Source organism: Homoserinibacter sp. YIM 151385, assembly GCF_027912415.1.
Classification (GTDB): Bacteria; Actinomycetota; Actinomycetes; order Actinomycetales; family Microbacteriaceae; genus Schumannella.
This window is the reverse complement of sequence record NZ_CP115175.1, coordinates 2,802,205-2,815,353: the sequence shown is the minus strand read 5'-3', so window position 1 is coordinate 2,815,353 and position 13,149 is coordinate 2,802,205. Positions and strand designations below refer to the sequence as shown.

General features: G+C 75.1%; 14 protein-coding genes. 7 read left to right on the top strand and 7 right to left on the bottom strand.

Going from position 1 to position 13,149, the window contains the following annotated elements:
- Nucleotides 1–11: 11 nt before the first annotated feature.
- Nucleotides 12–1,079 carry a LacI family DNA-binding transcriptional regulator gene (locus OF852_RS13685; protein WP_271119711.1) on the bottom strand — a complete coding sequence of 356 codons (1,068 nt, stop codon included), beginning with the start codon at nt 1,077–1,079 and terminating at the stop codon, nt 12–14.
- Nucleotides 1,080–1,202: 123 nt separating this feature from the next.
- Here OF852_RS13685 and OF852_RS13680 point away from each other — a divergent pair, with 123 nt between their 5' ends.
- Nucleotides 1,203–3,449 carry a beta-galactosidase gene (locus OF852_RS13680; RefSeq protein ID WP_271119710.1) on the top strand — a complete coding sequence of 749 codons (2,247 nt, stop codon included), beginning with the start codon at nt 1,203–1,205 and terminating at the stop codon, nt 3,447–3,449.
- A gap of 197 nt (nt 3,450–3,646) precedes the next feature.
- On the opposite strand, the gene OF852_RS13675 is transcribed toward OF852_RS13680, so the two are convergent.
- Nucleotides 3,647–4,063, bottom strand: a complete 417-nt coding sequence (locus OF852_RS13675) for a pilus assembly protein CpaE (protein ID WP_271119709.1) — start codon at nt 4,061–4,063, stop codon at nt 3,647–3,649.
- Nucleotides 4,064–4,105: 42 nt separating this feature from the next.
- Between OF852_RS13675 and OF852_RS13670 the strand changes: the two genes are divergently transcribed.
- Nucleotides 4,106–5,521, top strand: a complete 1,416-nt coding sequence (locus OF852_RS13670; protein ID WP_271119708.1) for a flavin monoamine oxidase family protein — start codon at nt 4,106–4,108, stop codon at nt 5,519–5,521.
- A 26-nt stretch (nt 5,522–5,547) separates the two neighbouring features.
- On the opposite strand, the gene OF852_RS13665 is transcribed toward OF852_RS13670, so the two are convergent.
- The 4 genes from OF852_RS13665 to OF852_RS13650 form a co-directional block, all read right to left on the bottom strand.
- Nucleotides 5,548–6,234 (bottom strand): Pr6Pr family membrane protein, encoded by a 687-nt coding sequence (locus OF852_RS13665; protein WP_271119707.1) that lies wholly within the window; start codon nt 6,232–6,234, stop codon nt 5,548–5,550.
- Nucleotides 6,235–6,301: 67 nt separating this feature from the next.
- The gene (locus OF852_RS13660; protein ID WP_271119706.1) at nt 6,302–7,690 is read right to left on the bottom strand and encodes a hypothetical protein; all 1,389 of its coding nucleotides are present in this window, start codon (nt 7,688–7,690) and stop codon (nt 6,302–6,304) included.
- A complete protein-coding gene (locus tag OF852_RS13655) occupies nt 7,680–8,498 on the bottom strand; it encodes a TIGR03943 family putative permease subunit (RefSeq protein WP_271119705.1) in 819 nt (272 codons plus the stop codon). Before OF852_RS13655 ends, OF852_RS13660 begins: the two co-directional genes overlap by 11 nt.
- The gene (locus OF852_RS13650; protein WP_271119704.1) at nt 8,488–9,564 is read right to left on the bottom strand and encodes a permease; all 1,077 of its coding nucleotides are present in this window, start codon (nt 9,562–9,564) and stop codon (nt 8,488–8,490) included. Before OF852_RS13650 ends, OF852_RS13655 begins: the two co-directional genes overlap by 11 nt.
- Before the next feature lie 36 nt (nt 9,565–9,600).
- Between OF852_RS13650 and OF852_RS13645 the strand changes: the two genes are divergently transcribed.
- The 4 genes from OF852_RS13645 to OF852_RS13630 all read left to right on the top strand — a co-directional run bounded on the left by OF852_RS13645 (nt 9,601) and on the right by OF852_RS13630 (nt 12,031).
- Nucleotides 9,601–10,485 (top strand): metal-dependent hydrolase, encoded by an 885-nt coding sequence (locus OF852_RS13645; protein ID WP_271119703.1) that lies wholly within the window; start codon nt 9,601–9,603, stop codon nt 10,483–10,485.
- 103 nt (nt 10,486–10,588) lie between these two features.
- Nucleotides 10,589–11,119 (top strand): MarR family winged helix-turn-helix transcriptional regulator, encoded by a 531-nt coding sequence (locus tag OF852_RS13640; RefSeq protein WP_271119702.1) that lies wholly within the window; start codon nt 10,589–10,591, stop codon nt 11,117–11,119.
- A gap of 196 nt (nt 11,120–11,315) precedes the next feature.
- Complete coding sequence (locus tag OF852_RS13635; protein WP_271119701.1) at nt 11,316–11,663, top strand: hypothetical protein; 348 nt, start codon at nt 11,316–11,318, stop codon at nt 11,661–11,663.
- 47 nt (nt 11,664–11,710) lie between these two features.
- On the top strand, nt 11,711–12,031 hold the full coding sequence (locus tag OF852_RS13630) for a DUF3263 domain-containing protein (protein WP_271119700.1): 321 nt from the start codon (nt 11,711–11,713) through the stop codon (nt 12,029–12,031).
- A 26-nt stretch (nt 12,032–12,057) separates the two neighbouring features.
- On the opposite strand, the gene OF852_RS13625 is transcribed toward OF852_RS13630, so the two are convergent.
- Nucleotides 12,058–12,291, bottom strand: a complete 234-nt coding sequence (locus tag OF852_RS13625) for a CUE domain-containing protein (RefSeq protein ID WP_271119699.1) — start codon at nt 12,289–12,291, stop codon at nt 12,058–12,060.
- Nucleotides 12,292–12,452: 161 nt separating this feature from the next.
- Between OF852_RS13625 and OF852_RS13620 the strand changes: the two genes are divergently transcribed.
- A complete protein-coding gene (locus OF852_RS13620; RefSeq protein ID WP_271119698.1) occupies nt 12,453–13,073 on the top strand; it encodes a hypothetical protein in 621 nt (206 codons plus the stop codon).
- Nucleotides 13,074–13,149 lie beyond the last annotated feature (76 nt).

The following is a 13,149-nucleotide window of genomic DNA, read 5'->3' as shown; positions in this document are numbered from 1 at the left end:
GGCCGGCGGGATCAGGGGTCGGGGATCGGGGGTGCGGGGCGCGCGTCGCCGGGCCCCGCGGCGGCCGGCTCCGGGCAGCCGCAGCTGCCGCGCCGGACGACCTCGGTCGGCAGCACCGTCTCGACCGGCACCTCGCGCCCCTCGACGATGTCGAGGAGGAGCCGGGCGGCCCGCGCGCCGATCTCGGCGAGCGGACGGCGGAGCGTCGTGAGCGAGGGCGTCACCATGGACGCGAGCTGGACGTCGTCGACGCCCGTGATGGCGAGGTCCTCGGGCACCCGGACGCCGCGACCCAGCACGCCGACGAGGAGACCGAGGGCGGTCTCGTCGTTCGCGCAGACGGCCCCGTCGGCGCGGGATGCGAGCACCTGGTCGGCGGCGAGCACGCCGTCCGACTGCTGGAAGCCGACACGCACGGGCTCCTCGGGCGCGCGCAGCCCGAGCTCCTCGTGGACGGCCCGGAAGGTGGCCCAGCGCTCGGTCATGTCGGGCGAGCCCTCGGGCGTCCCGACGAAGACGAGGCGCGTGCGGCCGTGGTCCTCGATGAGGTGGCGCACGAGCTCGCGGAGGGGGTCGTTGTCGGTGCGGACCGAGACGGGTCCGGTGCCCGGCTCCGCACCGACGACGACGAGGGGGGCCCGGCGGGCGAGCTCCGCGGTGCGCGCCGCGGGGATCGTGCCGCCGTGCACGATGAGGCCGTCCACCCGCCGGGACATCTCGGCGAGCTCGGCCGCCGCGCCGTCCTGGAGGTGGGTGCCGAGGATGTGGACGCTGAGGCGGCGCTCGACGGCGACCTCCTCGAGCCCGCGGATGAGCTCCGCGAAGTAGGGGCCGGAGAGCCCGGGGAACGCGATGCCGATGGCGTTGTGGCGGCCCTTCGCGAGCGCCTGCCCGAAGTGGCTCGGCCGGTAGTCGAACTCCTGGATCGCCTGAAGGACCTTCTCGCGCATCTGGGGCGAGACCGCCCCGACGCCGCGGTACACACGGGAGACGGTCGCGGTGGAGACGCCCGCGAGGGCGGCGATCTCGCGCACGTTGCGGCCGTCGCGCGCCGCGCGATCCCGCATCCCGTCGTCCATGACCGGCCCTTCCCCCGGCGTCGTCGCCGGCTTCGCGTTCCGTCACTGTAACCGGTTACAATCGCAATCGCCACCCTTTCGGGTGACAGCCTTCGAGTTCGACGACGAACGGAGACCAGGCCGATGGCGGATGCGAGAGAGGTCCGGGCACGCGCCGGACGGCTCGAGATCGACGGGGTCCCGCGCCTCGTCATGTCGGGCGAGATCCACTACTTCCGCCTCAATCCGGCGGTGTGGCGCGAGCGCATCCGTCAGGCCCGCGAGACCGGCCTCGACACGGTCGCGACCTACATCCCCTGGATCTGGCACGAGCTGCCCGACGGCCGTGTCGACCTCGACGGACGCACCCACCCGCAGCGCGACCTCCTCGGCTTCCTCGACCTCTGCGCCGAGGAGGGCATGGACGTCATCGCCCGCCCCGGCCCCTTCGTCATGGCCGAGCTCAAGAACGAGGGCATCCCGTACCGCGTGCGCGCCGAGCACCCCGAGACCCACCCGCTCGGCTGGGACGGCCGCCCCACCCCCACCCGGTCCCTCGACTACCTGGCACCCGCCTACCTCGAGGCCGCGAAGGGGTGGATGGATGCCGTCCTGCCCCTGCTCGCCGAGCGCCTCGCGAGCCGCGGCGGCCCCGTCATCGCGGTGCAGCTCGACAACGAGGTCGGCATGCTCGACTGGGTCTCGAACTCCCCCGACCTCAGCGAGCTCGCGCTCGGCGAGCTCGCCGCCCGCGACCCCGAGGCGGCGCGGGTCGCGCGCGGCGGCGGTGCCGGCACGGCGTCCGAGCTCGCCGTGCACCGCGCCATCGGGCTCCACGCCAGGTCGCGCTTCGCCGAGTACCTGCAGCGGCTCGAAGGGTGGGCGCGGGATGCCGGCATCGACGGCCCCCTCCTCGTCAACGTGCACGGCACCGGCGAGCGCCGCGGGCGCACCTTCCCCGTCGGCGTCTCGCAGCTCGCCCCCGCCTACCGGGGCCGCGCGGACGTCGTCGCGGGCAGCGACTTCTACCTCGGCGACCTCACCGTGCAGAACGCGGCGGACCTCTACCTCTCGAACGCGATCCTCGCGAGCGTCAACGGCCCCGAGCAGCCCGCGACCTCCCTCGAGTTCGAGGCCGGCACCGGCGACTACGGCGAGGACCTCGACCACCTCAGCCCGCCGGAGGCCGGGGCCCTCAAGACCCTCCTCACGGTCGCGCAGGGGAACCGGGCCATCAACTACTACCTCTTCGCGGGGGGCCGGAACCCCGAGATCGAGCAGCCCGAGAACGACGGCACGGGTGCGGGGCGCACGGGCCGCATCGCCTTCACGGGCGAGCGCCACGGCTTCGCGGCCCCCATCGACCCCGAGGGCCGCTCGACGCCCGCCCGGGACGCGCTCGAGGCGGTCATCGGCGAGCTGCGCGAGCACGAGGCGGTCCTCGCGGGCGGCGTCGAGGAGCACGACGAGCTCGTCTACGGCTTCGTCGCCGACCACTACCTCACCGAGTACGCGCACCCGGATGCGGCGGCCCGCCGCGAGCAGGTCGCGGACCTCCAGGAGCATCGCTTCGGCGGGGCGCGCGAGGCCCTGCTGCGCGCGCTCGTGCTCGGCGGCTGGCGCTTCGGCGCGGTCGACCTCCAGGCGGCCGCCGTCGACGACGCCGCGGTCGCCTCCGACGAGTGGGCGCGCGGCGTCGAGGTCGACCTCGACCCGAGCGCCGTCGTCGTGCTGCCGACCGGGCGCACCCTCGGCGCCGCCGTGCAGACGCTGCTCGCCGACCACGTGCTCGCGGGCGGGCGCCTCGTGCTCGCCGGCCGCCTCCCCGCGCTCGACGACGACGGGACGCCGTGCACGATCCTCGCGGACGCCCTCGGCCTCGCGAGCGCCGGGATCCGGCGGGACGGGACGACGCCCGAGACCGAGTACTTCCCGCTCGTGCGCTTCGAGGGGCCGCTCGCGGGCCGGGCGGAGGTGCGGGTGAGCTCGGCGCAGCTGCTGCGCGCGGCGGGCGGGTCGGCGGACGGTCCGTCCGGCGGCTCGGCCGATGCGCCGACGGTGCTCGCGCGGGAGCTCGGCTCGGGCGAGGCGGTCGCGGTGCTGACCCGAGCCGGGCTCGGGCGGGCCCTCGTGATCGGCGGCGACCTCCCCGTGCACCTCGGCACCTGGCGGGAGCTCCTCGCGCTGCTCGACGTGCGCCCGGGCCTGCGGATCGAGGCGGAGCGGGCGGGCGTCGTCGCGACGACCGTGCGGGCCCCGGACGGCTCGCGCCTCCTCGTCGCGCTGAACGTCGCGCCGTACCCGCTCGCGCCGCGCCTCGAGCTCGACGGCCGCGACCTCGGCACGGTGACGCTGCCCGCCCGTGGCCACGCCCTCATCCCGATCCCCTGATCGCGGCGCGGCCCCGGGCGTCCGTCCCGCACTCGTGAGGGGTCCCAAATGACCGGTTCCGGCCGCTGGAAGCCGTCATATGGGACCCCTCACGGCGCGCGGCGGACTCGTGCGCGGCGGGTGCGCGGGGCGGACTCGCGCGGCGGCCGCGCGGGTGCGGGCGGGATGCGGGTGCGGGCGGGATGCGGGATGCGGCGTCAGCCCGCGGCGCGGATGAGCGCGAGGAGCGCGAGGCCGTAGGCCTCGGCGGGATCCTCGGCCGAATACGCGCCCGTCGCACCGCCGCGGTGCACCTCGACCGTGTAGCGGGCCCCCGCGCCGAGGGGCTCGCGCCGGAGCGCCGCGAAGGTGCCGCCGAGCGCATCCCGCAGCTGGTCCTCGCGCGGGAGCCAGAGCGCATCCTCGAGCGAGACCGAGTCGAGCGCCCACTCGGTCGTGCCGTTGAATCCGAGGACCGTGCCCGTCGGATGCCGCTGCGGCTCGATCGTCATGTCGCTCACCGTGAACACGTCGCCCTCGAAGTCGGGGCCGGCGATCTGGAAGGCGTCGCCGGAGGCGGGCGTCCACCGCAGGCCGGCCTCCCGCAGCGAGCGGGCGAGGACGGTCGAGATCATCCCCCGAGTATCGCGTGCGCCGCGTCCGAATAGGGTGGGAGGGTGGACCGGCGCACCTTCCTCCTCGGATCCGCGGCCGGGCTGGGCGCGCTGACGCTCGCCGGCTGCACCGAGGACTCGCGGCCGATGCCCACGCCCAGCGCCTCGGCATCCCGTCCCCCGACGCCGGCCGCCGCCATGGTGCGCAGCCGCTGGGGTGCGGACGACTTCGCGCGCGGCGCGACGAGCTTCATCGGCGTCGGCGCCTCCCCGGAGCAGCGCGCGACGCTCGCCGAGCCGGTCGAGGGCCGGGTGTTCTTCGCGGGCGAGGCGGCCAGCGCGATCCGGCCGGGAACGCTCCGCGGGGCGCAGAGCTCGGCCGAGCTCGCCGCCGACCGCGTCGTCGGGGCGGGCGAGCCGGGCGAGCGCGTCATCGTGATCGGCGCGGGGCTCGCGGGCGCGGTCGCCGCGCGCCGCCTCACCCGCGCCGGCTTCGAGGTGCAGGTCGTGGAGGCGCGCGACCGCACGGGAGGCCGCATCCAGACCGTCGAGGACGACACCTGGCCGCTCGCACCCGAGCTCGGCGCGCTGTGGCTGCGCTCGGCCGAGGCGAACCCGATCGCGGACTCGCTCGACGCGCTGGGGGTCGGCACCGCCGCCGTGCCCGGCGTCGAGGCCCCCGGCGCGGCCGACGCGCCGACGCCGAGCCCGGAGGCCGAGGGCGCGGCGACCCCCGCGGTCGTCGCCCCCGACGGCGAGCCGATCGACCCCTCGGGCGCGGCGCGCGCCGTCGAGCGGGCGCTCGCGGCGGCGGCCGAGGGCGTGCGGGACACGAGTCTCGCGGAGGCGCTCGAGGCCGCAGGCGCCGAGCCCGGCGGCGCAGTCGGCGCCTACCTCGTCGACGAGCTGAGCACGGTCGTCGGCGCCGATGCGGCGGAGCTCTCCGCCTGGTACGCCGCCGAGGAGCTGCAGGACGGCCCCGCCGTCCTCGTGACGGGCGGCCTGCACCGCCTCGTCGACGACCTCCTCGACGGCATCGACGTCGCCCTCCGCACGACCGTCACGCGCATCGGCTACGACGACCGCGGGGTCAGCGTGCGCTTCGCGACGGGCGAGTCGCTCGGCGCCGACCGCGTCGTCGTGACGGTGCCGCTCGGGGTGCTCAAGGGCGAGGGGCTCGACTTCGAGCCGGGCCTCCCCTTCGCGACGCGCGCCGCGATCGACGCGCTCGGCGTCGGGCACCTGGAGACCATCTGGCTCCGCTTCGACGAGCCGGTCTGGGATGCCGAGGCGGCGCTCTGGACGGTGGTCGGCGACGACGTCGCGGTCCCGCGCTGGATCAACCTGCTCCCCGTCACGGGCGAGCCGGTGCTCGTCGGCATCACGGGCGGGGCCGCCGCGGCCGCCTTCGCGGAGCTCGACGACACGGCCGCTGAAGCCGCAGCGCTCGCCAGCCTCGCCCCCTTCCTCGCCGTCTGACGCCTCCGCCGGTCCCCGCGCGGTCCTCAGCGCCCGACGCGGAGCACCGGGTCGAGCTCGAGCGGCGCGAGCTCGTCCTCGAGCTCGGCGCGGCGCGCCGGCGACAGCCCGCCGAGCGGACGCACCACCCGCGAGAGCCAGGTGAGGAGGAACCCGACCACGAGGAACACGGAGAGCGCGATACCGGAGAATCCCGCGAACTCGACCGGATCCGACACCTGGTACGGATCGAGGAAGAAGTACGGATACCAGCCGACCACGGCACCCCGCCACAGCGTGATGAGCCCCCACACGACCGGATATCCGAGCAGGCCGATCGCGAGGCGCCACCCCGTGCGGTGCCGGCCGGGCGCGAGCAGCCAGTCGAGGATCGCGTAGGCGGGGATCGCGAAGTGCAGCACGGCGTCCGACCACGGCACCCCGATCGGGTAGCCGAAGTTCGGCGACTGCGCGACGAGCACGATGAAGACGCTCCCGGCGACGACGAGGCAGCTCGTCACGAGCAGCCGCAGCGCGGAGAAGCGCGGCGGCTCGGGGATGCCGCGCCACGCCATCCAGGCGGCCGCGGCCAGCATGAGGAGCGCCGCGATGTTCGACTGGATGGTGAGGTAGGCGAAGTAGTTGCCGGTGTTGAAGGTCACGTTGCCGACGCCGTAGAGGTAGCGGCCGATGAGCGCCGCGATCCCGAGCCCGACGATCAGGACACGGCACACCGCCGTGGCACGTCGAATCGGCCGGGAGCTCCGCATCCGCTCAAGCCTAGGCGGGCGCGCCCCGGCGTCAGCCGCACCAGCTCGGCTCGGCGCCGGCGGTGCTCTCGAGGAGGGCGCCGGATGCGGCGTCGAGGACGATCGTCGTCGTCGCGGTCGAGCCGGGGAGGTTCGGGTAGCCGTCCGGCTGCCCCTCCGCCGAGATGGTCGTGACGGCGAGCAGGTGCCCGCCGGGATCGAGGCAGAGCGCGGCGATCCGGGTGCCCTCGGCGGCCGGCGCGTAGAGCTGCCGGGTGCCGGCGTCGTCCACCCGGATGATCGAGGTGGTCGGGCTGAGGCCGTCGTCGCCGACCTCGGCGACGAGCTCCAGGTAGGAGGTCTCGTCGAGCGCGAGGATCCGGCCGCGCTGCGTGCCGACCGGGAGCTCGGCGTCCGGCAGCTCGAGCGTGCGGGTCTCGCCGCTCGCGAGGTCGACCACCGAGCCGCGATCCGGGTCGGCGACGACGAGCGAGGTCGTCCCCGGCAGGAAGCCGCGGAGCTCGGAGTGCGCCCCGAGCGGGGTGGGGGGCGTCTGGCCGGAGGGGTCGACGAGCAGCATCGACTCGTCGTCGGCCTGCGCGACGATCGAGCTGGTCCCGGGCACGAAGGTCCAGTCGAGGACCGAGAGCGGCTCGCCGCCGAGGCCCTCGACGGGCGTCGCGACGCCCGCCGGGTCGGTCGTGTCGTAGGTGTAGAGGAGCCGGGCGACGATCGGCTCGACGCCGGGCGCGCTCGAGTAGGTCCAGCCGACCATCCCGCTCGACCCGGCCCCGCGGAGCATGGTCGCGCTCCCGGGATCGGGCAGCTCGATCGCGGTCCGGCCCTCGCCGTCGAGCGACTGGATGACGACGCGCCCCTGGTCCTGCGCGTCCAGCTCGACGGCGGCGACATCCCGGCCCGAGACGGCCGCCTCCTGCAGCCGCGGCGCCTCGAGCAGGGTCGTCGTCTCGCCGCCGACCTCCTGGCGCACGACCCGGTCGCCGTCGGGCCCGCGCTGGAGGAGCACGAGGGAGGCCGCAGGAGTCCGGATGCCGGCGTCGGCATCACCGCGCGCGCCGGTCGCGGTGCCGTGGAGTCCCCGCAGCTCGACCCGGTACTCGGTCGCGGGGGCGAGCGGGGCGCCGAGGCGGAGCGTGAGGAGCGCGCCCTCCTGCGAGAGCTCGAAGGGCGCCGCGGGGACCAGCTCGACCTGCGAGGCCTCGAGCGCCGTCACCGGCTGGTCGAGGCGGAGCTGGAGGCGCTGCCCGGTGCGCTCGATCGCCGCCTGCCCGTTGAGCTCGACGCCGGTGACGCGCGGCGGCCGCACCGAGTTCGCGGCCGAGAGCCCGAGCACGGCGACGAGGAGCGCACCGAGCGCGATCGCGACGGTGCGCCCGAAGCGGCCGCGGCGCGGCACCGGCGCCGGGGACTCAGAAGACATACGGCTGCTCGGGCTCCTCGATCGCCGCGAGCTCCTGCGGCTCGAGGACGACGGCGGTGTCGGAGTCGATGTCGGGGTTCTCGACGAAGACGCCCGAGACCTCGACCCAGTCGCCGGCCGCGTGATCCGACTGCCAGTCCTCGAGCTGGATCGCGAATCCCAGCGGCTGGGCGTCGACGGCGCAGCAGGTGACGAGCATGCGCACCACATACACGACGTCCTCCTCGCCGCGGTCGAGCAGGTAGCCGGAGACCGCCGCGCGCTGCCCGAGCACCGACTCGGCGCCGCCCTGGCGGATGAGCGCGGCCCAGTCCTTGACGCTGAAGCTCGTCGTGTCGCCGCCGGCGAGCTCGGGGGCGTCGGCCGCGTCGAGCACCTGGCCGGAGGTCGCGAGCTCGCGGTCGGTGCGCGCGGTCGCGCTGAGGGTCGCGGGCGGGATGACGAGCAGGGCGATGAGGGCGAGGACGAGGATGCCGAGACGCCCCGCGGTCGTGAGCCGGGTGCGAACGGGGCGCTCGGCATCCACGCCCTGGTCCTCGTGGTCGTGGTCGTGCTCGTGCTCGTGGACATCGCCGTGCTCCGCGTGCGCGGCATGGGCACCGGAGCCGCCGGCGCCTTCCCGGGGCACGAGGATCGCCGCGATCGCGAGCAGTCCGCCGAGCACCGCCATGACGACCGTGAAGACCGTGTAGCGCGGGTGGATGTAGAGCTCGAGCCGCCCCGTCGCCGCGAGGTGCACGATCGCCGCGACGCCGATGAGCGTCAGCGCGATCCCGATCCAGCGCCCGACGGCGCGATCAGCCCGCAAGGTTCACCCCGAGGCCGATGACGGCGGTCGCGAGCGCCGCGGCGGAGGCGACGACCGCGAGGGTCCGCGCCGTGAAGGTCGTGCGCATGAGCGCGAGCATCTTGATGTCGATCATGGGTCCGAACACGAGGAAGGCGATGATCGCCCCGGGCGAGAAGGCCGAGCCGAGCGAGAGGACGAAGAAGGCGTCCACGTTCGAGCAGATGGAGATGACGAAGGCGAGCGCCATGAGCGCGAGCACCGAGAGCACGGGGTGCTGCCCGAGCTGGACGAGCAGGTCGCGCTGCACCGCCACCTGGATGAGGCCGGCGATCGCGGATCCGACGAGAAGCGCCGGGAGCATCGCGGTCGTCTCGGCGGCGAACATGCGGGCCGCGCGCGGCAGGCTCGCCCGCTGCGAGCTTCCCGCGTCGTGGGCGCAGGCGGCCTGGAAGGAGGGCGTGAGCAGGCGGTCCGGCTCCGGGTGACGGCTCAGCAGCCAGCCGATCCCGTTCGCGACGAGGAAGCCGCCCACGACGCGCCAGACGAGGATGCCGTCCTGGAGTCCGAAGGCCTGGTACGTCGTGATGATCGTGACCGGGTTGAGGATGGGGGCCGCGAGCAGGAAGGTCATCGCGTCGGGCACGGTGAGCCCTCGCATCACGAAGCCGCGCGCCAGCGGGACGTTGCCGCACTCGCACACGGGCAGCAGCACGCCGAGCAGCGAGAGCACGGCGCGGCGCGGGAGGGCGCGCCGCGGCAGGATGCGCATGAGGACGCTCGAGGGCACCCAGAGCTGCACCGCGATCGAGAGCAGCAGCCCGAGGAAGACGAAGGGCAGCGACTCGACGACGACGCTGGTCGCGAGCGTGATGCCGTCCTGCACCGCGTCCTCGAGGGCGAGCTCGCCGGGCGCGACGAGGCGGATCGCGGCGAGCGTCGCGACGAGGCCCGCGACGAGCAGGATGCGGGTCGGCAGCGTGCGCCCGCGACGCGGGTCGCGCGGCGCGTGCCGACCGTGTGCTCCCCCGGTGCCGCGGCGGCCGCCCGGGCCGGGGCGCGGCGGATCGAGCAGAGCGGAGGGCACGGCTCAAGGGTAGGCGTCGTGTCATAGCGTTGCGGGGTGACGCTCCCAGGAACCGACACCGAGATCCGCTACGCCGCCGGCGACACCTCCGCGACCGCCCTCGTGCTGCACGTCGAGGAGGCCGGCGACGGCCTGGTCGCGGTGCTCCTCGACCGCACCGCGGCGCACCCCGTCGACGCCGGGTGGCCCGATCAGGGCCCTGACCGCGGTGCCCTGCTCGCGGGCGGTGCGCGCCTCGAGCTGCGCGACTGCGTCGTCGGCGCGACCGACGGCGCCGTCCTCCATCTCGGGGCCGACGTGCCGGTCCGCAAGGGCGCGGAGGGCTGGGCCTTCGTCGTCGCCCATCTCGTGGAGGCGGACGCCGCCGCGGCGGCCGGCCTCCGGGAGGGCGGGGAGGTGGAGGTCGAGGTCGATCGGCCGCACCGCCGCGCGCTGTCCCTCGGCCACTCCGCCTGCCACCTCGCCTCCCTCGCCCTCAACGCCGAGCTGGCGGGCGCCTGGCGCAAGGTGGGGCGCAGGGATGCGGCGGGCAGCCCCGACTTCGACGGCACGGCGATCGAGCGGTCGACGATCGAGCCGCACGGGAGCGTCGACGAGTACCGCGTCGGGAAGTCGGTGCGCAAGGCGGGCTTCGACCCGGCCGCGCTCGACGACCTCCCCTCGCTGACCGCGGCCGTCCAGGCGCGCCTCGACGCCTGGACCGCCTCGTCGGGCACCATCCGCATGGAGCTCGACGGGCCCGGTCTCGCCGACCGCCGCCGGTGGACGGCCGAGCTCCCGGAGGGCGAGGTCCGGATCCCCTGCGGCGGCACGCACGCGAGCGCCCTCGCCGAGCTCGCCGGCCTGCGCGTCGTGCTCGCGCCCCGCGAGCTCGAGGGCGCGGTCGGCGTCACGATGACCACCTGCGTGCCCGCGGCCTGAGCCCGCGCGCGACGGGAGCGGCGAGCTGCCGAACCTGAGCGCGAGTGCAGAGACCCCGCGCTTCGCTAGACAGGCTAGAGATGAGGGTGGATAACATCTCTGCATGAGCAGCGCGCAGATCGAGAGCGCCTCCGGCTACTGGTACGGCGACGACTCGAAGACCCAGCAGGGGGTCGACGTGCTGAACGCGCTCCGCCAGTACCGGGCCGCCGAGGTCGCGATGCGTCGCCGCACCCGCACCTCGATGGGCATGGGGGAGACCGACATCCTCGCGCTGCGCTACGTCGTGGCGGCCGAGAAGGCCGGGCGGATCGTCACCGCGAAGCAGCTCGCCTCCCGACTCGAGATCTCGACGCCGTCGACGACCGCGCTCATCGACCGCCTCGAGCGCAGCGGTCACGTGCGCCGCGAGCCGCACCCGACCGACCGTCGCGCCGTCACGATCGTGCCGACCGCGAGCACGCACGACGAGGTCCGGCACACGCTCGGGTCCATGCACGAGCGGATGGTCGAGGTCGCGGAGACCCTCGACCGCCGGAGCGCGCAGGCGGTCATCGAGTTCCTGACGCGGATGCGGGAGGCCGTCGACGAGGTCGACGAGGGCCACGCGTCCGACGCCGTCCCGGGCGCGTAGTCCGACCGCACCCTGCCCGCGCGGGCCGGTGCATTCTGACGTGCCGTCGGCAGCCCGCCGCCCGCCGGGCGCGACGTTCGCGCGCGGTCCGAACCGCCGCTCGTGGCGCGCGACGACCCGAGCAGCAAGCCTGACTTGTCATTTGGATCAGGAATAACTAGTCTGACTAACAATTCACGACAAGGAAGGACCGGCCATGACCGCCACCGTCGCCGCCCCCCGCGAGCACCTCGCCGCTCACGCCGAGCGCGTCACCTGGTCCTCCCCCGACGCCGGCCTCTGGGTCGCGCGCAGTGCCGAGACCTACCTCGGCATGATCGAGCTCCGCGGCCGCTTCTACGCGGTGAGCGGCGCCGACGCGCAGAAGCTCGGCACCTACCGGGGTCTCGCCCAGGCGAAGCGCACCATCGACCCCAGCCGGCCGACCGGCCCCCTCGCCGACCGCGACGACCGGGCCGACCTCGTCGGCACCCTCATCGCCGCCGGCACCGGCCTCATCGCGCTCGCCGCCGCCGTCGCCGGCGTCATCGAGCTCGCCGGCTGACGACGACCATCCCCCTGAATCGCCCACGACGCAAGGAGCCGAACGACATGACCGCCGTCCTCCCCACCACGACCGCCCCGATCCAGACCGCGCGCCCCGGCACCCTCGCCTCCGCGCAGCCCGTCCTCGCCGAGCTCGACCGCCGCATCCTCGACTTCGAGGTCGAGAACCCCGTCAACGGGCAGGCGAAGAACCGCCTCATCCTCTCGACCTTCAGCATGCCGGTCCGCCGCTACTTCCACCTCCTGCAGCGCGTCATCGAGACGCCGATGGCGATGGAGGAGTACCCGCAGGTCGTCGCCCGCTGCCTCCGGGACCCGCGGCTCCAGGCCGACGAGACCCTCTGGGGTCGCGCGCACGCCGGCTGAGCCGTCGACGCCGTCCCGTCTCGGGGCTAGCCCGCGGCCGACGCCGTATCGCCGCGCGACTCGATCGTGGCGCGCAGCAGGCGCTCGCGGACGCCCTCCGCGACCGCGGCCGGCACCAGGTCGCCGGGCACACCGCCGACGATGATCTCGTGCTCCTCGACGAGCACGGACTCGATGTGGCCCCGCCCGATGTGCGGGAAGACCTCGGACAGATGGTCGACGATCCCGGTGAAGGGCACGGCGCCATCGGGGTCAAGCATGATCCGAGCATCGGGCCCCGGGAGAGGCAAGTCAAAGTCGGGCAAGGGGGTTGACAAGCCGGTCCCGGTCGCTCTCGTGCGCGGCGAGTCCACGGGTCACTCAGCGCGGACCCACAGGATGCGGCAGGCGGGCCCCAAGACGCGTGCCGCTCAATGAGTCCATGAGCGATGACGACCGCCTCCCGACCGCCGGCGGATCGGACGCCGCCGCGCGACTCGGGCCCGAGCTCCCGCCTCGCCACGAGAGCCGCCGCCACGGGAGGGTCCTCCGCCAGGTGATCGGCGCCCTGGCCGCCCTCGCCGTCATCGGCTCGCTCGCCGCGATCGGGCCCGCCGCCCCCGCGGGCGCGACCGCGCTCGGCGTCGCCGCCCGCACGGCCGTCGCCGCCGCGGCACTCGCCACGAGAGCGAGCGCACGCACCGCGGAGCTCGAGCAGCGGATGGACGCCGACCGGCTCGCGCGCCTCCGCGACGCCGACCGCGGCCTCCCCCTCGGCGAGCTCGACGAGGAGGAACGCGCCCTCGCCCTCGGCCTGTTCCGCGAGGTCCTCAGCCAGGACGCCTGGACGCAGCTCGAGACGGCCATGGCGGCCGACGAGGAGCTCGACCTGGCCGCCGGCGGGGGCACCGCCTGGGCGACCTCGGCCTACACGATCACGATCCTCGACGCGGGGACCGCCGAGGACCCCGCGCGCTTCGTGCAGCTCCGCGGCCTCGAGCTCGGCGTCAGCGCGATCATCCGGGCGGACGGCGTCGCGGTCGAGGCGGAGCTCGTCGGCTGAGGCTAGGCAGCCGGCTCGGCAGCCGACGCGGGACGGGGCGGCAGGGTCGCGTCCCCTCGCGTGTCGCGGATCCGAG